General features: G+C 67.7%; 21 protein-coding genes. 14 read left to right on the forward strand and 7 right to left on the reverse strand.

The window, feature by feature from the left end:
- Positions 1-12: 12 nt before the first annotated feature.
- From EER27_RS11310 to EER27_RS11320, 3 genes are all read left to right on the forward strand, one after another.
- Complete coding sequence (locus tag EER27_RS11310; RefSeq protein ID WP_190285758.1) at positions 13-510, forward strand: DUF4124 domain-containing protein; 498 nt, start codon at positions 13-15, stop codon at positions 508-510.
- A gap of 79 nt (positions 511-589) precedes the next feature.
- A complete protein-coding gene (locus EER27_RS11315) occupies positions 590-1192 on the forward strand; it encodes a hypothetical protein (protein WP_148041008.1) in 603 nt (200 codons plus the stop codon).
- 139 nt (positions 1193-1331) lie between these two features.
- Positions 1332-1940 (forward strand): glutathione S-transferase family protein, encoded by a 609-nt coding sequence (locus tag EER27_RS11320; RefSeq protein ID WP_123088234.1) that lies wholly within the window; start codon positions 1332-1334, stop codon positions 1938-1940.
- A 269-nt stretch (positions 1941-2209) separates the two neighbouring features.
- Here EER27_RS11320 and EER27_RS11325 read toward each other — a convergent pair whose 3' ends face one another.
- Complete coding sequence (locus tag EER27_RS11325; RefSeq protein WP_123088235.1) at positions 2210-2848, reverse strand: NAD(P)-dependent oxidoreductase; 639 nt, start codon at positions 2846-2848, stop codon at positions 2210-2212.
- Between the two features lie 75 nt (positions 2849-2923).
- Here EER27_RS11325 and EER27_RS11330 point away from each other — a divergent pair, with 75 nt between their 5' ends.
- The 6 genes from EER27_RS11330 (at position 2924) to EER27_RS11355 (ending at position 8136) form a co-directional block, all read left to right on the forward strand.
- On the forward strand, positions 2924-3865 hold the full coding sequence (locus tag EER27_RS11330) for a LysR family transcriptional regulator (protein WP_223807297.1): 942 nt from the start codon (positions 2924-2926) through the stop codon (positions 3863-3865).
- 186 nt (positions 3866-4051) lie between these two features.
- Positions 4052-4477: a DUF1801 domain-containing protein gene (locus EER27_RS11335; RefSeq protein WP_223807298.1), complete on the forward strand. Its 426-nt coding sequence runs from the start codon at positions 4052-4054 to the stop codon at positions 4475-4477.
- Between the two features lie 138 nt (positions 4478-4615).
- Positions 4616-4969, forward strand: a complete 354-nt coding sequence (locus EER27_RS11340) for a YkgJ family cysteine cluster protein (RefSeq protein ID WP_123088238.1) — start codon at positions 4616-4618, stop codon at positions 4967-4969.
- A gap of 159 nt (positions 4970-5128) precedes the next feature.
- Entirely contained in the window at positions 5129-5986 is an 858-nt protein-coding gene (locus tag EER27_RS11345; protein WP_123088239.1) for a PA4780 family RIO1-like protein kinase, read from the forward strand.
- 240 nt (positions 5987-6226) lie between these two features.
- On the forward strand, positions 6227-6541 hold the full coding sequence (locus EER27_RS11350) for a hypothetical protein (protein WP_123088240.1): 315 nt from the start codon (positions 6227-6229) through the stop codon (positions 6539-6541).
- 26 nt (positions 6542-6567) lie between these two features.
- Positions 6568-8136, forward strand: a complete 1569-nt coding sequence (locus EER27_RS11355) for a tetratricopeptide repeat protein (protein WP_123088241.1) — start codon at positions 6568-6570, stop codon at positions 8134-8136.
- A 21-nt stretch (positions 8137-8157) separates the two neighbouring features.
- On the opposite strand, the gene EER27_RS11360 is transcribed toward EER27_RS11355, so the two are convergent.
- The 3 genes from EER27_RS11360 to EER27_RS11370 form a co-directional block, all read right to left on the reverse strand.
- Positions 8158-8850, reverse strand: coding sequence for a hypothetical protein (locus tag EER27_RS11360; protein ID WP_148041009.1), 693 nt, complete (start codon positions 8848-8850; stop codon positions 8158-8160).
- Positions 8851-9019: 169 nt separating this feature from the next.
- Complete coding sequence (locus tag EER27_RS11365) at positions 9020-10132, reverse strand: SDR family oxidoreductase (protein WP_425480841.1); 1113 nt, start codon at positions 10130-10132, stop codon at positions 9020-9022.
- On the reverse strand, positions 10057-10245 hold the full coding sequence (locus EER27_RS11370) for a hypothetical protein (protein ID WP_123088244.1): 189 nt from the start codon (positions 10243-10245) through the stop codon (positions 10057-10059). Before EER27_RS11370 ends, EER27_RS11365 begins: the two co-directional genes overlap by 76 nt.
- A 258-nt stretch (positions 10246-10503) precedes the next feature.
- On the opposite strand from EER27_RS11370, the gene EER27_RS11375 reads away from it, so the two are divergent.
- Complete coding sequence (locus EER27_RS11375; protein ID WP_123088245.1) at positions 10504-10905, forward strand: hypothetical protein; 402 nt, start codon at positions 10504-10506, stop codon at positions 10903-10905.
- Positions 10906-11110: 205 nt separating this feature from the next.
- On the opposite strand, the gene EER27_RS11380 is transcribed toward EER27_RS11375, so the two are convergent.
- Positions 11111-13279 (reverse strand): proprotein convertase P-domain-containing protein, encoded by a 2169-nt coding sequence (locus EER27_RS11380; RefSeq protein WP_190285759.1) that lies wholly within the window; start codon positions 13277-13279, stop codon positions 11111-11113.
- Between the two features lie 343 nt (positions 13280-13622).
- Here EER27_RS11380 and EER27_RS11385 point away from each other — a divergent pair, with 343 nt between their 5' ends.
- The 3 genes from EER27_RS11385 (at position 13623) to EER27_RS11395 (ending at position 16571) form a co-directional block, all read left to right on the forward strand.
- Positions 13623-15263, forward strand: coding sequence for a multicopper oxidase family protein (locus EER27_RS11385; RefSeq protein ID WP_123088247.1), 1641 nt, complete (start codon positions 13623-13625; stop codon positions 15261-15263).
- Positions 15264-15357: 94 nt separating this feature from the next.
- Positions 15358-16128, forward strand: a complete 771-nt coding sequence (locus tag EER27_RS11390) for an FKBP-type peptidyl-prolyl cis-trans isomerase N-terminal domain-containing protein (protein WP_190285760.1) — start codon at positions 15358-15360, stop codon at positions 16126-16128.
- Between the two features lie 98 nt (positions 16129-16226).
- A complete protein-coding gene (locus tag EER27_RS11395; protein WP_123088249.1) occupies positions 16227-16571 on the forward strand; it encodes a zinc ribbon domain-containing protein YjdM in 345 nt (114 codons plus the stop codon).
- Between the two features lie 153 nt (positions 16572-16724).
- On the opposite strand, the gene EER27_RS11400 is transcribed toward EER27_RS11395, so the two are convergent.
- Positions 16725-17948 carry an RtcB family protein gene (locus EER27_RS11400; protein WP_123088250.1) on the reverse strand — a complete coding sequence of 408 codons (1224 nt, stop codon included), beginning with the start codon at positions 17946-17948 and terminating at the stop codon, positions 16725-16727.
- A 525-nt stretch (positions 17949-18473) separates the two neighbouring features.
- On the opposite strand from EER27_RS11400, the gene EER27_RS11405 reads away from it, so the two are divergent.
- Positions 18474-19076: a DUF4136 domain-containing protein gene (locus tag EER27_RS11405; protein WP_123088251.1), complete on the forward strand. Its 603-nt coding sequence runs from the start codon at positions 18474-18476 to the stop codon at positions 19074-19076.
- A 137-nt stretch (positions 19077-19213) separates the two neighbouring features.
- Here the strand turns inward: EER27_RS11405 and EER27_RS11410 are convergent, their stop codons facing one another.
- Positions 19214-19915, reverse strand: a complete 702-nt coding sequence (locus EER27_RS11410) for an alpha/beta fold hydrolase (protein ID WP_123088252.1) — start codon at positions 19913-19915, stop codon at positions 19214-19216.
- Positions 19916-20068 lie beyond the last annotated feature (153 nt).

Here is a 20068-nt window from a genome sequence, read left to right on the forward strand (position 1 = left end):
GAATTTCGACTCATGCGCGCGATCACCCACGCCGTCCTCCCCGCCCTCGCCATTCCCCTGTTGCTGGCTGCCGGCCTTGCCCATGCCCAGGTGTACAAGTGGAAAGACGCCAACGGGCGCACGATCTACAGCGATACGCCGCCGCCCAACCAGGTGGAGGCGCAGCAGGTGCGCGTCCCGGGCGCGGCGCGGCGGCCGGCGGCGGCCGGCACGGCGTCGGGCAGTGACGATCGTGCTGCGGCATCGCGGCGCGACGACGAGGAAGCAAGCCGCGGCGACAGCGGCGCACCGACCGCGGCGCAGTGCGCCAATGCCTCGCTGGCGCGCCTGCGCGAAATGGGCTGTCGGGTCGAGCAGGCCGGATGCCCAGGCCTTCGTGAGTACCAGCGCGAAACCCTCGATACCATCGCGCGTGGTCGCAACGGTGGCGAGCAAAGCGCGATGAGCGCAGAGTTCAACGCCAAGGCGACAGAGCACCTGGCCGGCCTGCTGCGCAACAAGGGCTGCTAAGCGCGCGAAGCCGGCCTCGCGCCTCCGCGTCTTCTGTCGCCGTGCTTCAGCGTGTGTCGCCGTGCTTCAGCGTGCCGCCGTGCTTCAGCGTGCCGCCGATTGCCTGGTCACCGGCGTCGCAGCGTCGCTGGCGCCGAACGCCACGTTCAACCAGCCCGGAGTCCGCATGCGCCTGCCGATCCTGATGCTCGCACTCATCGCCGGCGTGTCGCTGCCGGCCATCGCGGCGATCAATCCCGCCGAATTTCAGCGCCGGGCCCCCGACCAGGTGCGTCTGCGCGAGACCGCGCGCATCGTGCAGGACACCCGCGTCGGCGCCGCGGTGTTGCGCCGTGTGACCGTGGTCGGGGAGATCGTCGACGAGAAGCATCCGGCGGCGTCGCGCGTCGGCCAGAGCATCGTCATCGACTACCGTTTCGACGTGACCGAACGCCAGCGTGCCGCCAAGGCCTATGCCGACGCGCACGGCAACCGGCCCGGTCCGCAGTTCATGCACGAACCCGACCCACCCACGCTCGATGCCGAAGGCGCCTTCTGGGCCAACCTTGCGCCGGCCGATGGCGACGCCGGCGCAGCGATGCGGCATGCCGGCGCGGTGGAGTCGCCGGGCGACACCTCGTACGGTGGCGCGGTCTATGTGCCGGTGTCGGGCCAGTACTCGTTCACGCCGCCCAACGACTAGCCGCGACCAACCACCGCGCGCCGGGCGCACTTGAACCTGGACCAATCGACTGCAGATAGGTGTATCCGGCGCGAGCACAGGTTTCGCGGCGCCCGGAAGCGCGCGTCATCCCAACGTCCCTCAATGGAGTGAGCAACCCATGAAGCTTTACTACTTCGGTACCCCGAATCCGCGCGTGGCCTGCGCGGTCGCGCGGCACCTCGAGCTGCCCGTCGAGTACGTGCACGTCGACCTCCGGCAGGGCGAACAGCAGACCCCGGAGTTCCTCGCGATCAATCCCAACGGCAAGGTGCCCGCGCTGGTGGACGGCGAGGCGAGGCTGTGGGAATCGGCCGCCATCGGCTCCCATCTCGCACGCAAGGCCGGCAGCGCACTCTGGCCAAGCGAGGCCGCCGGGCAGGTCGAACTGATCCGCTGGATGGCGTGGGAGACCGCGCACTTCTCGCGCCATGCCGGCACGCTGTACTTCGAACGCGTGATCAAGCCGTGGATCGGGCAGAACACCGATGCGGCCGCAGTGGAACAGGCAACGACGTACTTCCATCAGTTTGCGCGCGTGCTCGAAGCGCACCTGGAAGGCCGCCAGTGGTTGATCGGGGAAACGCTGAGCCTGGCCGACTTCTTCGTCGCGCGGATGCTGCCCTACGCCGAGCAGGCGCAGTTGCCGCTTGCCGACTATCCGCAGATCACGCGCTGGCACGAGCAACTCATGCAACTGCCGGCGTGGCGGGAGCCGTTCCCGGCCTGATCGCGCGCGTCTGCCAGCGATTCGGCATTCGCAGTGGTGGGCCTGGGCCCACCCTGCGCGTACTCATGCAACTGCTGGCGTGGCGGGAGCCGTTCCCGGCCTGATCGTGCGCGTTCCACCAGCGATGCGGCATTTGCAGTGGTGGGCCTGGGCCCACCCTACGGATGCAGGTCAGGCCCGTGCGCCGCATTGGCGTCCGGGCCTGCCTGTGTCGTGCGGCGCGTCGTATCCGGTCCGCGCCGCCCGGCACCTGACGCGCCGGTAGCGGATCAGTACGCGACGCTGAAGCGGCGACGCGAGTGGGCCGGATGTTCGAGTTCGTCGATCATCGCCACCGCGTAGTCGCCGACCGTGATCCGGCTGTGGCCTTGCTCGTCGACCAGCAACTGGTCGCCGCCGATGCGGAACTGACCGCTGCGTTCGCCCGGCTCAAGCTTCGCGGCCGGGCTCAGCATGGTCCAGTCCAGTTCGGTTTCCTGGACCAGCCGCTCCAGCGCATCGCGCGCGCCCAGCGCGGTCGCCTTCCATTGCGCCGGAAACGTGGGCGTGTCGACCACTTGCTGTCCCGGCGCGATCTCGAGGCTGCCGGCGCCGCCGACCACCAGCAGACGCGGCACCCGGGCCGTGCGGGTTGCCGTGATGATCGATTCGATGCCGCGCACGTAGTAGCCCCGCACATCCTCCTGAGCGTGTCCACTGAACGCGCTCAGCACGGCGTCGTGGCCGGCCAGCTGCGTCGCCAGTCGGGCGGTGTCCTGGACGTCGGTGGCAACGGCGGTCAGGTTGGCGTGCTGGGGAAGCTTTTCGGGCTGGGACACCAGGGCGGTGACGCGGTGACCGCGCGACAGGGCTTCGCTGAGCAGGCTGGAACCGATAAAGCCGCTGGCGCCGATGAGTGCAAGGTTCATGGGTGTGTCTCCTGAAGGGATTTCAGTATCCGTGCTACAAAAGGCGGCGAATAGACGCCAAAGATCGCCATCACAATGAAGCCTGACTTCACAATGGATCGCCTCAAGCGCATGGCGCTGTTTGCCCGCGTGGTCGAGTTGGGAGCGATGAGTGCGGCAGCGCGCGAGCTCGGCATGACCCCGTCGGCGGTCAGCCAGCAGCTGCGCCAGCTCGAGGCCGAAACCGGTGTCGCGTTGTTGCACCGTTCCACCCGGCGGTTGGCCACCACCGAGGCGGGACAGGCGTACTACGAAGGGTGTGCGGCGATGCTGCACGCGGCGCAGTCGGCCGAACGCCGACTGGGTGACCTGCGCGACGCGCCGCGCGGCGAACTCCGGGTGGCCGCACCGGTCACGTTTGCTACGCGCCACCTCGCGCCGGCGCTGGCGCCGTTGCTGCGTGAGTATCCCGAGCTGTCGTTGCGGTTGTTCGCCGAAGACCGTCAGATCGATCTGCTCGGCGAACGCATCGACCTGGCGATCCGCGTCGGATCGCTGGCTGACTCTTCCTTCATCGCCCGCCGGTTGACCGAGTGGCGCCATCTGCTGGTCGCCACGCGTGCATACGCCGCAGAGCACGGCCTGCCGCAATCGCCCGAGGAGCTGGGCACGCATCCGATGCTGATCCTGAGCGTGCTCAACCAGCCCCAATTCGTCGAGCTGCATCGCGTCGGCGCGCAGACGCGTCGCGTCCGCGTCGACGGTCGCATCGCAGGCAACAACGCCGAGGCGCTCAAGCAGCTCATGCTGCAGCACCTGGGCATCGCCCGCCTGCCCGAGGTGGACATCGCATCGGAACTGGCCGAGGGCCGCGTGGTGCAGGTGCTGCCGGAATGGCAGATGTCGCCGATCGGCGTGTACGCGGTGACGATGCGCCGCGACTCGCAACCGCCGAAAGTGCGCATGGCAATCGAAGCCCTGCGCGATTACCTGCTGGCAGGCGGCTCCGCCGCGCACGCGGCCCACCGCGACGACTGACCGCGCGGGTTTCCCGCGAGCCTTTTCGGCCATGGTCGGCAAGCGGCGCAGCACGGTGCGCGACGGGCGTCGGCATCGGCCGGTCCGCCGGAAAGGTCCATGATGCGATCGGGCCGCCGTGGGCCGGTGATGGATGCCACTCGATTCGGGGGCCGTCGTCGCCGGTTCGTCGATCAGGAGACGCGCGTGAAGTCCGAACCCAAAACCCAGCCTACGACGGTTCCCGTCACCGACTTCCTGGCGCAGGTTGTCCAGGAAGGTCGTCGCAACGATTGTCTTGCGGTCGCCGACATCATGCAGCGGGTCACCGGCGAGGCGCCGCGCATGTGGGGCGACAGCATCGTCGGCTTTGGGTGCTATCGCTACCTGTCCGCCAGCGGCCGTTCCGGCGACTGGCCGATCGTGGGGTTCTCGCCGCGCAAGAACGACCTCACGCTGTACCTGATGCCGGGCTTCGAGGGGCGCGAGGCGCTGCTCGCCAAGCTGGGCAAGCACCGCACCGGCAAGTCATGCCTGTACCTGAAGAAGCTCGCCGACGTGGACCTTGCGGTGCTCGAATCGCTGGTCCGTGAATCGGTCTCGGCCATGGACGCAAAGCGCATACGACCCTGAGTCGCGCTTGTTACCGACGTCGATCGCGTGCCGGGGCGCGCTGGACCTGCCCTGCGCCATCGGCTGGGGCGCTGAACCGCTAGACTGCGCCTGCCTCGCAATGGACTGCGGCACTCCGATCCGGTCGAGTCCTCCCGCATGACACCAAACTTTCGCAAGCTCCAGCAGTTGCGCGAACGCATCCCGTCATTCGCCTGCGTGCCGGGTTGCCACGACTGCTGCGGCCCGGTCACCGCATCGACGGAAGAGATGAGCCGGTTGCCCCGGCTGGACGATGCCGTGCGCGACGCCGCGTTGGCCGAGCTGGCCTGCCCCCATCTGGGCGAGCACGGCTGCACGGTCTACGGCGAGCGGCCGCTGATCTGCCGGTTGTTCGGCACCACGCCGCGGTTGGCCTGTCCGCGCGGCATGGCGCCGGATCGGATGATCGACGCCCGGACCGAGCGCGAGATCCACATCTTCCTGGTGCAGACCCGGCAAGTGCTGGTCTGACGCGTCGCCGTTCACCTTTCACGCGGGTTTTTCGGCACGGGGCTCCCCACCGCAGGCGCGCGATGCGACGTCCGCTCATCTTCACCGTCGCCGGGAATGCGAAGATACGCCCCCCGGGCGCGCCGGCTTCATCGCCGCGACCCTCCGACACAGGATTCCATGAAGACTCCCCAAGGCCTGCAGGCGCTGATCGACGACGGCGTGATCGACGAGGTGATGCGCCCACTCAAGAGCGGCAAGGAAGCGGCGGTGTACGTGGTGCGCTCAGGCAACGACGTGCGCTGTGCAAAGGTCTACAAGGACATGGCACAGCGCAGCTTCAAGCAGCGCGTGCAGTACCAGGAAGGCCGCAAGGTGCGCGGCAGCCGCGAGGCACGTGCCATCGGCAAGGCCAGCAAGTACGGCCGCAAGCAGCAGGAAGTGGCCTGGAAGAACACCGAGGTGGATGCGCTGTACCAGCTGCGCGACGCCGGCGTGCGCGTGCCGGAGCCCTACGGCTACTACCACGGCGTGCTGGTGATGGAGCTGGTGGTCGATGCCGATGGCCACTCCGCGCCCCGCCTGGGCGAGGTGGAACTGGAGCCCGACCAGGCACGCGGCTTCCATCGATTCCTGGTGCGGCAGATCGTCAAGATGCTGTGCGTCGGCCTGATCCACGGTGACCTGTCGGAATACAACGTGCTGGTCGCGCCCGACGGCCCGGTGGTGATCGACTTTCCGCAGGTGGTCAGTGCGGCCGGCAACAACGCGGGCCGCACGATGCTGCTGCGCGACGTCAACAACATCACCGCCAGTCTTGGCCGATGGGCGCCGGAACTGCTCGAGACCTGGTACGCCGAAGAGATGTGGGCGCTGTTCGAGGCAGGTGATCTGCGTCCGGACACCGAGCTCACCGGTGTGTTCGTGCAGGATGAGTCGCAGCCCGATATCGACAGCGTGCGCCACGCAATCAACGACGCGCGCGAGGAAGCACTGATCCGCCAGCAGGGTCGCGAAGCGGCGGAAGCGGAAGACTGACGGCACATGGGCACGTCGATCTGTTGCCCTCGGCAAGCCGCCCGGCGCGCGGGATGCAACAGTTTGACGCTCCGACGGGCGGGTGCTTAACTCGCCCGGCTGCCATGCGGCGGCAACGCACGGCGTCAGCTGCGCCTGTCGGAAGTCGACAGCAATGGATAAGTCGCACGCCGGACGCGCGATGCCTGCATCGCGCAGGGGTAAGGCTGGACGCCAACCTTCGACTCAGGGACGACAACGATGATCATCAATTCAATCGCAGACGGTAACGTCACCACCGATCGCCTGGTGGAGTTCAAGCCACGACCGATCAGCTACAACATCAAGGGCTCGACGGGGGTGCTGACCGGCGAGGTGGCCGCCAATGCCTACGTGGACGTGGATGCCCGATCGACCGGAAGCGGCCCTTACCAGGTGACCGTGGGCTATGTGAATCACTCCTACGAGGCCAAGCCGGTGGCGGTCGACAGCAACGATTCGCTGGTGACGTTCTGGATGGCGTTTCCGGCCGGTCCCAACCGGCCGACGTCTTTCGTCTACACGAAGCAGAAGTAAACACCGGGCGCTGCGGGCGACCTGCCATGACCATCGAGCCGCCCATCGAAGCGGCTGATCGGCCGGGTCAGGCCGATGGCGAGCCCGTGTCGCCAACGCAGCCTCCAGCGCCGCTGCACGCCGCGCTGGAGGCCGCGGCAGGGTTCGCGCGCGTCGGGGACATGGACGCGGCAACGACCTGCCTCAGACGCTTGCGCGACAGCCATCCGGGCCAGCTCGATTCGCATCGCCACCTCGCCGCGCTCCTTCAATCCCTGCGCCAGCACGACGCGGCGCTGGCTGCGCTTGATGAGGGCATCCGGTGCTTTCCGGGCGCGGTCGAGCTGCACCTTGCGCGTTCGGCGGTACTTCGCGAGCTGGGCGAGTACGACCAGGCCCTGATCGGCTGCGACAACGCGATCGCGCTGGCCCCGGATGCCGCCGAAGCACACAACCGGCGTGGCATCGTGCTTGAGCACCTGGGCGCGGTGCAGGCGGCGCTGGCGGCGTACGCGCGGGCAACCGGACTCGCGCCGCAGTGGCACGTGCCGTGGCGCAACCTGGCCACGCTGCATCGCGCTGCGGGACGATCAACCGAGGCGATCGCTGCGTTGCACGAAGCCGTGGCGCGTGCGCCGGACGATGTCGCCAGCCATCAGGACCTGGCCGAGTTGCTGCTGATCGAAGGGAATTACGCCGAGGGCTGGCAGCACTACGAATGGCGCTTCGGCGCGGGTGGCCGGCCGCCGCCGTTTCCCGCGACCACGGCACCTGTTTGGGACGGGTCGCCGTTGCATGGCGCAATCGTGATGGTGTGGATGGAGCAGGGGCTGGGCGACCAACTTCAGTTCGCGCGCTACCTGGACTGCATCGCCGCGCTGGGCGGACGCGTCTGGCTGCAGGTGCCACCGCCGCTGCTGGCGTTGTTCGGCAATCTGAGCGGCGTCGAGCGCGTGATCGGCGGCGTCGATGTGCCGATCGGCTACGACCTGCAGATCCCGTTGATGAGCCTGGCGCGCATCTTCCATCCGCGCATGGGCATACCCGCCAACCTCCCGTACCTGCACGTGCCCCCCGGCATCGCTAGCCGGGACCTGCGAGGCGATACGGGCGACCGTTCGAGCGTGCACGTCGGCATCGTGTGGGCGAGCCGCGCGAGCCATCCGGCGGCGTCGCGTCGCGATATCCCGTTGCAGGTGCTTGCGCGCCTGGGCGACGTCGACGGCGTCGTACTGCACTCGCTCCAGTTTGGTGGTGCTCACGTGTGCGCGGGCGAGCCGCGCGTCCGCGCACATGCCGCCACGCTCGGCGATTTCGCCGATACGGCCGCCCTGGTCATCGACATGGACCTGGTGGTCACTGTCGACACGGCCATGGCGCACCTGGCCGGCGGGTTGGGCGCGCCCACCTGGGTGCTGCTGTCCGAACCGGCCGATTGGCGGTGGCAAGTCGGACGCGACGACACGCCGTGGTACCCGGGCATGCGCCTGTTCCGTCAATCCGATGCCGGCGACTGGGAGCCGGTGATGGAGCGCGTCATCGAGGCCTTGCGCCAGCGCGTCCTCGACCAGCGCGTTCGCAGCAGGTTCGTCTTCGACCAGGGCGACCGGGCCTGAGCGGCGGCCGCCGCGGCTTCGTCAGGGCGATGCGAAATGCTCCTGCTCCAACGCGGCGATGCGCGCGTCGATCGCCCGCCACTGATCGCTGTCCCGCCGCAATCGCACTTCCTCCATGTACGCACGGAACGCGCTGTCGCGGTAATCGGGCACGGTGATGTCGCATCGCAGGTAAAGCCTTTGTAACGCGCGCTGCAGGACGGAGTCGTCGTCCAGCAGGTCGTCGAATGCGATCTCCACAGCGTCCAGCGATTGCAGCGCGCGCCAAGCGCGCATCAGGCCGTAGATGGGCCGGTCGGCCGGCGCCAGCTCTGCGGGCGCGGCGTGTCGGGGGTAGTCCCATCCGGCGCGCGTCATCGACCAGACCACGTCGGCGAGCGGACGGTGGATCCGCAGCAACGGAAGCCGCCGGCCTCGCAGCCAGGCGCTGGCGGCGAACGGATGCACCACGTCCTTGTAGATGCAGCCAGTCGGTTGCACGGCATCGTCGAGGAACGCATGCAGGTACTCATGCATCGCGGCGTCCTCGGGTGGATTGAACTTGTGCGCCTGGCCCAGGCCGCGTGCGAACAGGTGGCGATCGGCGTTGAGCAGTTCGCCGGCGCTCGTCCATTGCGGCGCACACAACTTCATCGCGATGCGGCATTGCTCGAAAACCACGCTGGAGAGCGAGCGGGGGAGGGCAACGATGAACAATGAAGGCTCGCGGGACATGGCGTCTTCCGTGACGTGCGCCAGTCGATCCTACGTCATGGCCCGCCTCACGATGCTGGCCGCGCACCCGCGGCGCGCCAAGGGGCACGCTTCGAGGCGTGTGGGCTGCGATGACGGAACGGACGCCGTGTGCGCGATGACCGCGCCCGCCTTCGACGCGCCGTGTGCCTCAGCCGCGGGGGCCGCCCATGACCGGCAGGATCACGCCGTTGACATACGATGCGCACACCGGGGACGCCAGGAACACATAGGCCGGCGATATCTCCTCGGGTTGTGCGGGCCGGCCCATGTCGCTGTCCTGGCCGAACTTGGCGACGTCGCTGGCTGGCCGGTCGGCCGGATTCAACGGTGTCCATACCGGTCCGGGAGCGACGGCGTTCACTCGGATGCCGCGCGTCAGCAGCTGGCTGGCCAGCGATTTGGTGAATGCATGGATGGCGCCCTTGGTGGCGGCATAGTCGAGCAGGCCCTCGCTGCCGAACAGACCGGTCTCGGAGCCGGAGTTGATGATCGAGCCGCCCTTGGGCAGGTGCGGTAGCGCCGCGCGCGCCATGTGGAAGTAGCCGGCGATGTTGGTCTGCAACGTTTCCTGCAGGTGCGCGTCGCTGAGGTCGGTCAGCGACGCACAGTGCTGCTGGAACGCCGCGTTGTTGACCAGGATGTCGAGCCGTCCGAACCGATGCACCACCTCGCCGACGGCGCGCTCGCAGAACGCCGGGTCCTTGACGTCGCCGGCGATCGTCATGCATTGACGGCCCTCCAGCTCGACCAGCGAAGCGGTGGCCTTCGCATCCGCGTGCTCGCTCAGGTAGAGCACGGCAACGTCGGCGCCTTCGCGGGCGAACAGCACCGCGACGGCTCGGCCGATTCCCGAGTCGCCGCCCGTGACGATCGCGCACATGCCGTCAAGTTTGCCGCTTCCTCGGTAGTCCGGAGCGAGGAACCGCGGCTGCAGTTCGAGTTCGTGCTCGTTGCCGGGTTTGACGAGGTGTTGCGCCGGCATCGGATTGCGCGGTTGGACACGTGGGCCGGCCTGTACCGGCTTGCCGGCGCCGGGCTTCTTGTTGGAGCTGGCCGCGTCTGCGGCATCGACGGCCCGCTGGATGGCGCGTTGTCGCGCGACGGTGCGGGCAATCGTCGGGGCGGGCGACGTCGTGGGCTGCTTCGGTGTCGTTGCGGGCTTTCGATGGGCGGCCATGTCGGTTGTCACCTTGCCGGGTGGTTGGCGCGGCCGGAGCCGGACTGCTTTCCGCCGCCGTCGCGTTTGTTGACGGTGGCCCAGGCGCGCTTCTGCGCGGCCTTCTTCGACAGGCCCTGCGCCTCGTAGCCTTCTTCGATGTGTCGGGCCTGGCGCTTTTGCTTGTCGGTGTAGGCGGATTTGTCTCCACGCGTCATGGCGTTCACCTCACAAATCGATGTCACAGCACGACGCTAGCGGACGACACGTCGACGCATCGCGAATGTCGCGTCTGCTCGCGCAACGTCCGTGCACAACTGGATAGCGATTCAGCCGTGGCTGTTCAGCGCGATGAATCCGAACACGATGAATGCGCGCGGCTCACGCGATGCCAACGCCATCGCGACGTTGCCCTGACAGGCAGCGGGGTAACGTCGTCGCGCCGCAAGGCACAACGACCCAACCGGAGTACTCCCATGACCCGCCAGGAGCACCAGAACCAGAAGAACAACCCGAACCAGAAGAACAGCCCGATGAACCAGCAGCGCGACGCCGACGCCAAGCAGCGCGCCCAGTCCAACGAACTGGCATTCGACACCGATCGCACCTATTGGCTGGAGCGTTACAACAAGGAGCCGTACTACGAGGCCGGCCGTCCGTTCTCCGATTACGAGCCCGGCTATCGCGCCGGCTACGACGGACACACGCGTTATGGCGGCCATCGCTTCGAGGACGCCGAACCCAGGATGAAGGCCGATTACGAGAGCCTGAAGGCCGACATGCGCATGGGTTGGGACAAGGCGCGCGACGCTGCGATGGCGGCGTGGCATCGCATCGAAGATGCCATGCCCGGTGACGCCGACAACGATCGGCACTGATCACGGCGCGACCGTGAAGGAGCGTGGCCGCTGATCGACGGCGTAACGCCGTGCCACGGGCCACCATCGCGACTGGTTGTAATCGGTTCGAGGGCGATGACTTTGCCCTTCGACCACCCCACAGCACGAAGCCCGCATGGTGGCGGGCTTCGTGCATTCCGGGTTGCGTGTACGGTCGTGCGCGTCCGGGACAGAAACCCGATCGTCAGAACGTGATGCTCCAGCTGTCGATCTTGCCGGTGTCGCCGGATGCGTTGTCGTTGACGCGCAGCTTCCAGGTGCCGTTCAGTGCCTCACTCGACAGGTTGCGGGAGAAGGTGCCCGACAGGTTGTCGGCGCTGCCGCCGCTGCGGTTGTGGAGGTTGTAGAGCGTGCCATCCGGCGCAACCAGGTCCACCTTGAGGTCGCCCCGGTACGTGTGGACGATGCTGAGCGTGATGGATGCGTTGGCCGGTGCGTTGCCGGTGCGGCCCGACACCGCAATGGGGCTGTCGACCGTGGCGTTGTCGTTGATCGTGTAGTCGGCGGTGTTGCTGTAGGTCTGCGTGTCACCGCCACCGGTCCCGTGGCTGCCGGTCAGCGTGAGGTTGGTGAACGAGGCATACGGCTGAACCAGCACGTGGTACGTGCCTGCTTGGGCCGTGGCGATGTTGCACGTCTCGTTGCTGCTGCTCCCGTCGGACTTGCAGTCGTACGAGGAGGTGGTCGGCTGGCTGCCGAACTTCACGTACAGGTCGGCGTCGCCGTTGCTGCCGGCGGTCACGAACGACAGCCCGGTAGCACCCGCCGGTACAACCATCGTCCAGCGCAGCGGCACGTCCTTGGTGCCGTTGATGCCGGTCACGGGGACGCCGTTGCTCAGCACGTTGCCACTGCTGCCGACGGTGACGGTGGCACTCTTGGCATTGGTCGCGCCGTCGTCGTCGGTGACCGTCAAGGTGACGGTGTAGCTGCCGGCGGCGGTGTAGGTCTTGCTGGGGTTGGTGGCGGTGGAGGTGGTGCCGTCACCGAAGCTCCAGCTGCGCGAGGCGATCGTGCCGTCGCTGTCGGTCGAGCTGTCGGTGAAGGCGACAACGAGGCCGCTGATCGCGCTGCTGAAATTCGCGACCGGCGCGGCATTGCCGCCACTGGCCTTGTTGCACGTGCCGCTGAAGGAGTCGGTGAAGCCGCCACCACCGGACTTGGGCACGAACTCGCCGGTGTAGCCGGTGGCGGTGAGGCTGAGCTTGAGCACGCCATGCGTGTTGGCATTGCTGGCCGCCAGCAGCGGGTGGCTGCCGCTGAGTCCGTAGAAGCTCCGCCCGCCGGTGCCCACCAGCACTTCGACGATGCCGTCGGCAGCGGACTGCTGGCTCGGATTCATCTTGGCGTAGCGCTGGTAGTTGTGATCGTGGCCGTTGAGCACCAGGTCGGCCTTCGCGGCATACAGCGCATCCCAGAACGGCTTCACGCCGCTGTAGCCGGTGTAGTTGCCTCGGCTGACCAGCGGGTGATGGAAGTAGGCCGCGGTGCAGGGCTTGGTGTTGGCCGCCAGGTCGGCCTTCAGCCAGTTGATCTGCGTGGTGTCCGGGTTGCCGCTGGAGGTGGTGTTGAGCGCGATGAAGTGCCATTCGCCCACGTCCCAGCTGTAATAGCCCTTGCTGCGATTGCCGGCCGGGCCGTCCTGCACGTCGACGCCGTTGTAGTAGTCGAAGTAGCCCTTGGCATTGGTGGTGAGGTACTCGTGGTTGCCGGGCGTCGGGCTGGTCAGCGCCTTGAAGCGGCCCCAGTACGGTTCGTAATAGCTGTTGTACTGGGCCAGCGTGCCGCTGCCGTACGCATTGTCGCCGGCGGTGAACACGGCAGTCGGATTGATCGAGACGATCAGGTCCGACGTGCCGGAACATGCCAGCCCGCTGTCGCAGATGTCGCCGGCACCAGCGACCACCACCGGTGTGTCGACCAGCGCGCGCCTGCCGAAGTCGTAGCCCGACAGCGCGTAGCGGCTGTCGGGATCGCCGAAGCTGGCCTGGATGTCGACGCACTCGCCGCGCAATGCACGCGCATGGAAGGCACGGTTGTTCCACTGTCCGCCCTCGAAGCGCAGACGATCGCCACCGGAGCTGACCAGGGTCAGGCTGTCGTAGTTCTTGAGCACCAGCGAATCGAAGCCCAGGCGCACCCACTTCGCCCCCGGCTCGCAGACGCGCGTTGGCGGTGCGACCAGGAGCGACGTGCTGCGCGATGTGCGCAGACTGCGGCTGCCCGCGCCGTCTTCGGCCAGCTGCAGCGTGCGTTGCGCGGCCTGCGCGAACGGCGCGGCGAGCAGTGTCGCGATCGTTGCTGCCAACAGCACCGAGCCGTTGACGGTCCTTCCCTTGGGTGCGTCGTTCACTGCGGCCTTCCTTGAGTGCGAATGAAGTGGGTGGTGGATCGCGACGGTCTGTCGCGCGGCGGCTGCTGCAAGCCCGCCCCGGCTTCCGTCCCGGCGCCGCCAATCATCGTCGTGCCGACGCCGGCGAATCGTGGCGATCGTCACGTACTGGGCGTCGGAACATGTCGGGGTATGGGACGGGCCGAGCATAGCCGCGTTGGTTCGCGCCCGCGCTGGCGGCCACGGTTCCGGCCGCCATGGGCCGCTATGGTGTCGCCGGATTGTTGCAATCCGATGCTAGATTCGCGCAGTTCGATCCGACGCCGGCGTCGCACATCCACCGCAGCGCAACCCACGAATCGCCATGACCGACACGCAACGCCGACGGTTGTTGACCGCACTTGCCGCCGCGGCGGGCGTCGCCGCGGCCGCACCGTTTGCATGGCGGCAACTGCGCGGCGGCACCCGCACGGCAGCATCGACGGCATCGGTCGCCGCGCCCGCCGCATCGCCCGCCCAGCGGTTCATCGAGCCGCTGCGGATCCCCGGGCGCGAAGGCCTGATGGCCGAACTGCCGTTGTCGCGCGCCGGGACGTTGACCGCGCAGGCGTCGCGGTTCCAGGTGCTCGCCGGCGCAGACACCGAGGTCTGGCACTACGCGGCCGAGCACGAAGGACGACGGCTTGCGAACCCGCTGCTTCGCGCGCGACGCGGGGAGGCGATCGACCTGCAACTGCACAACCGGTTGACCGAGGTCACCACGGTCCACTGGCATGGCCTGGCGCTGGACGAAGCCAACGACGGCAGCGGCCTGCACCCGCTGCCCGCCGGCGCGCACCAGCGCATTCGCTACACCGTGCGCGACCGCGCTGGCTTGTACTGGTACCACGCGCATCCGCACCACCGCACCGGGCGTCAGTTGCAGATGGGACTGGCCGGCCTGCTGATGGTCGAGGACGAGGAGGAGCTGGCGCTGCGCGAACGTCTCGGCCTGGCCTGGGGCGAACGCGACCTGCCGTTGATGTTGGCCGACAAGCAGGTCGATGCCGGCAATGCGATCACCTACAAGGACTGCGCCGACGACTGGATCGGCAATCGGATGCTGGTCAACTGGACGCCCGAGCCGTACCTCGATGTCGTGCCCGGCCTGTACCGATTCCGCATCGCCAATGTCTGCAACGCGCGGATGCTGCGACCGGCGTTCGTGCACGACGGCCAGCCGTTGCCGATGCAGCTGCTGGGCGTCGACGGCGGGCTGTTGGCGCAACCGTGGCCCATGGATGATCTGTTCCTCGCACCGGCGCAACGCGTCGACGTGCTGGTCGACTTCGGCGGCATCGCGGCAGGCGAGCACGTGATGCTGCGCAGTCTCGACTACGCCGCGATGGAAAACGAGGACGAGTCCGGCGCGTTTGCCGGCGACCCGATCGCCGACCATCCCGGCGCCGTGCCGATGGGCGGTGCGCTGGACATCATGCAACTGCGCGTCCAGGCCGGCGACGGTGTGCCGTTGCATCGCGCGTTCGACGCGCTGCCGGCGCGTCTGGCGGAGCTGCCCGCATTGCCGGACACGGCGGGCTGGCCGGTGCGTGACTTGCGCCTGCGCATGGATTCGGAGGGGCGCTGGTTCATCAACGACTGGAACTTCAACGACACCGGCCACGAACCGGTGTTCAGCGTGAGGCGCGGCAGCCGCGAGATCTGGGAGCTGCGCAACGCGATGACCAGCATGCCGCATCCTATCCACCTGCACGGTTTCCCGTTCCGTGTTCTGTCGCGCGCGATCAGCCCGCCGGACGTGCGCGGCCGCGCGGTGGCCGAGGGCGGTCGCGGGCCGCAGGACATGGGGTATTGCGACACGGTGGTGGTGTGGCCCGGCGAGGTCGTGCGTATCGCGATCGACTTCAGTCAGCCGTTCACCGGCACGCAGCGCTACATGCTCCATTGCCACAACCTCGAGCACGAGGACATGGGCATGATGCTCACCTTCGCGGTGACCGATTGAGTGCGCGGCGATGCGCTTGCTCGCTGATGCACGCGGTGGATCGGCACCGCGATCGGATCTCCGTTTCCTCCCTGATCTCTCATCGAGGCAGCCCATGCGCCAAACCAACGCTTCCACCCTGATCCGCGTGCTGGCATTCGCGATTGCTGCCACGTTGCTTGCCGGCTGCGCACCTTCGTCGCCCGACAACACGGCGAAGGCGAATGCGACGGCTACCGCGACGCTCGACAGCGATCGCGCACGGATGAGTTACGTGGTTGGGCTCGACCTGGGCCGGCAGGTTGCCGCCATCGACGACGACCTCGATATCGAGGTGCTGCTGCAAGGATTGCGCACCGTGCACGCCGGCGGCACGCCATTGCTGGACGACGCGGCGGCCGATGCCGTGCGCAAGCAGCTGACCGCGCACCTGCAGCAGCGTCGGACCGATCTGGAGAAGCAGATGGCGGCGAAGAACCTGGCGCTGGGCGAACGCTTCCTGGCCGACAACCGCGGGCGCGACGGCGTGCGGGTCACCGCGTCGGGCTTGCAGTACCAGGTGCTGAAAGCGGGCGAGGGCGCGCGGCCCGGACGCGACGCCACCGTGCGCATGCACTACACGGGCACCCGGCTCGACGGCAGCACGCTCGAGGACACCCGGGCGACGGACCATCCGGGCGAATTCGTGGTCAATCGGCTGATGCCGGGCCTGATCGAAGGCTTGATGCTGATGCCGGTCGGCAGCCGTTACCGGCTGTGGATTCCCGGGCCGCTTGGCTACGGCGAGCGCGGCCTGGCCGGCAAGGTGGAGCCGAACACGCTGCTCACCTTTGACATCGAACTGGAAGAAGTCGCCGACGCCGCGCCCGTCGCCGCAGCGCAATAGATCGATGGCCTGCGCACGAGTAGCGCGCCGCGTGCCGGGCCGACGACGGCCGGCGCGTATAATCGCTGCCCCTCCCGCTCAGCCGCCAGGCACGACGCATGTCCACGATTCCCGCCTGCCCGCAATGCGCCATGGAGAACACCTACCCCGATGGCGACAACTACGTTTGCGCCGACTGCGGCCACGAATGGCCCATGGCCGAAGCCGCCGAGGCCGCGGACACCGGCGATGACGGTGTCGTTCGCGACTCCAACGGCAACGTGCTCGCCGACGGCGACGCGGTGGTGCTGATCAAGGACCTCAAGGTCAAGGGTTCCTCGACCACGCTGAAGATGGGCACCAAGGTGAAAAGCATCCGCCTGGTTGCCGGCGACCACGAGGTCGACTGCAAGATGGACGCCGGCAACTTCATGCTGAAGGCGTGTTACCTCAAGAAGGTCTGACGCGACGTGCCCCGCGATCAGCGGGGATGCGATCGACCTGACACCGCATTCGGTGTTCCGGCGGGTAGCGGGTCCGATTCGGAGCGGTGCTGCGACGCGTGCGGTTTGCGCGACACGATGCCCCCGAGATGGGGCATGCGGTTCGGGCACGGCTCAGCCCTTGATGCACACCACCTGGCGCAGCGTGTGCACGACCTCGACCAGGTCGGACTGGGCCGCCATCACCGCATCGATCGATTTGTACGCCGCGGGCGATTCGTCGATCACCGCCGCGTCCTTGCGACACTCGACGTGCGCGGTTGCCTCGCGATGCTGTTTCAGCGTGATGCTCAGCCGTGCCTGGGTGCGACTCATGACCCGGCCGGCACCGTGGCTGCAGCTGTGGAAGCTGTCCGGGTTGCCCTTGCCGCGCACGATATAGCTGCGTGTGCCCATGCTGCCGGGAATGATGCCCAGTTCGCCCTCGCGCGCGCTGACCGCGCCCTTGCGGGTGACCAGCAGCGACTCGCCATGGTGCTGTTCGCGTTGAACGTAGTTGTGGTGGCAGTTCACCGCCAGCTTCTCGAGCTGGAATTTCGGCAGCCGCTGGCGCATCTCGTGGAGCACCCGCGCCATCATCGCCTCGCGGTTGTTGCGTGCGTAGTCCTGCGCCCACGACACGGCTTCGACGTAGTCGTCGAACAACGGCTCGCCTTCCAGGAAGAAGGCGAGGTCGCGGTCCGGAAGGTGGAAACCCAGGACGCGACGCGCGAGCTCCTCGCGGGCACGCTCGATGAAGTAGGTGCCGATGAGGTTGCCGGTGCCGCGCGAACCGCTGTGCAACATCACCCACACCGCGTCCGACTCGTCCAGGCAGACCTCGATGAAGTGGTTGCCGCCACCGAGCGTTCCGGTTTGGTTGTGGAGCTTGTCGGTGCGGATCTTGCGGTGCTTGTCCTTGATCGTCGCCAGGCGATCGGCCAACCCCGAGTGGGCCAGTCGCGTGGCGATGCTGTCGGGCAGCTTTCGGTGGTCGCCGCCGGGTCCGTTGCCGACCGGTACGGCGCGCTCGATCGATGAGCGCAGCAGGGCGAGGTTGTCCGGCAGGTCGGCGGCGCGCAGCGTGGTGCGCACGGCGGCCATGCCGCAACCGATGTCGACGCCGACCGCGGCCGGGATGATCGCGCCGCGCGTTGGCACGACCGATCCGACCGTCGCGCCCTTGCCAAGGTGAACGTCGGGCATCACCGCTACCCACGGTCCGACGAATGGCAGCGCGGCGATGTTCTGGAGTTGGCGGTGGGCCTGCTCTTCCAGGGGAACGCCGTGCACCCAGCCCTTGATCGGGGTGGTGGAACCTTCGGCGTGCAGGAGTTCGTAGTGCGGTTGCGTGTCCATGGGGTGTTCCTGATGGTGCCCGGGTGGACGGGCTGCGGCCTCATCACGGCCGCCGGATTCTGTATGTGCCCATGCCGCGCGAAGCGTGCGGTGAATGTGGGCGTGACGATGGAGTGAGCGAATGGCAAAACGCCCCCGGAGCGGGGCCCCGGAGGCGTTCGCGTTTCCCGGGAGATCGGTGGGCCGACCTCCCGTTTGGGAAGGTCAGTTGCGGCGGATGCCGGCCTCGCTGCGGCCAGCGACGAACCAGGCGGCACCCGTGCGCAGGCCATCGGCCTGTCGTGCGTCGTGCTGGAGGGCGTCGTGGGCGTGGTGCATCGAAGCGGGCGTTCCGGCGGCTGTGCCCATGTGGGCGAAGGGCGCGGACGATACGCCCGACGCGCCGCGCCTGCAAGCGCCAATGCGGCGCCGTCGGTGCTGGCAGATTCGACGGGGAAGCGCGGTCTGCCGGCGTGATTTCGTTCACTGGCCATGCCGGAAATTGTTGCTAACTTGCGCTTAACGTCCCAATCCCCGAGGTGTGCCATGAAGCACCGCAACCGAATTGCCCGTTTCCTGTCGGCAGCATTTGTCCTGGTGCTGTTGAGCGCGTGCGCGACCGGTCCGCGCGTGCGCACCGACGTGGACCCGGCGGCCGACTTCTCGCGCTATCGCACCTACGGCTTCTACCAGCCGCTGGCGATGGAGGAGTCGGGCTACACCAGCTACCTCACCGACCAGATCAAGGCCTCCGTGCGCCGCGAAATGGACAAGCGCGGCTATGTGTTCGATGCCCAGAGTCCCGGCCTTCGCGTGAACTTCCAGGGCGTGGTCCGCGAGAAGACCGAGGTGTACAGCATGCCACGCACCGACGTGCACTACTTCTACAGCTTCCGCGCGCGTCGTTACGTTGGCGTGCCGATCTGGTACGACCAGACCGAGGTGGATCAGTACACCGAAGGCACCCTGACCGTCGATCTGGTGGATGCCGCACGCAACCACCTGGTCTGGACCGGTGATGCGATCGGTCGCGTCACGCAGAAGACGCCGCAGCAACGCGCTACCGCGGCGGATGCATCGGTGGCTGCGATCTTCGCCAAGTTCCCGTACACGGCCGGATCGGGCATGCCGGTGGCGCCGGCCCGCTGAGTCGCGGAGTCGTCAGCCAGCGCCTCGCGTCGACCCGACAGTCGACGCGAGGGTGGGGTGGTTTGCACGCCGGGGCGAAGCCGTCGCGCATACGCGCTGTACCTTGAGCAGCCGGCATTGCGCCGCCGTGCCGAGCGCTACTGAATCAAATTGGCCTGCAGCGACGCGGTCTGGCTGAGCAGGCCGAAGTGGCCGTAGGCGTAGGTGGTGCTGGCCGTTTCGTTCCAGATCGACGAGGAGTGGATGCCGCCGACCGTGCACACGCCGGCATAGCAGACGATCTGGTCGTAGTACGACTTGATCGAATACACGCGACTGCCGAACTGCCGACCGTACAGGTCGTCCAGGAACGGGCTCGACACCGACAGCCCCTGGCTGCCGCAGGTGCTGTTGGCGACGTTGAACGGGTAGGTGCCGCACGACCACAGCCCGCGGAACGCGCCGGCAATGCCGACGAAGGCGTCCACGTCACCGCTCAGGCCGTTGCGCGCGATCTGGCTGGCGGCAAGCGTGGCGCCCATCGAGTGGCCCATGACGTCGATGCGGCCCGTGCACGACGTCGCGATGGCATCGACCATGGCCGCCAGCACGGGGGCTTCCTCGCTGCCGCTGTGGTCGTTGCATCCGGCGCAGGTTTTGCTGCCCCAGTTGGGCCGGAATATCTCCCCAGCGGCCAGGCCGCGTGCGCGCAGCTCGGCGTAGGTGTTGTCGAAATCCGCCGGCGTTCCGGCGTTGCCATGCACCAGCACCACCGCGTCGCGGCACGCCGACCATGCCGTGGGTGCCAGCGCCAGCCACAGCAATGCGGCCAGGCCGAACCTGCAGAACCTGCTGTTCATCGGAATTCCTCCCGCCGTGTCCGGCCGGTGGGATACCGGGCTCCGGAATCGGTCGAGGGACCCTAGCGCGCGGGTCTGCCCACCACCGTTGTACGAAAGGGCAGGCGGCCGAATCGGTGTCCGATGGCGACGGCCAGGAGCACTGCGCACCGG

This window comes from Montanilutibacter psychrotolerans (assembly GCF_003719825.1).
GTDB lineage: Bacteria > Pseudomonadota > Gammaproteobacteria > Xanthomonadales > Xanthomonadaceae > Montanilutibacter > Montanilutibacter psychrotolerans.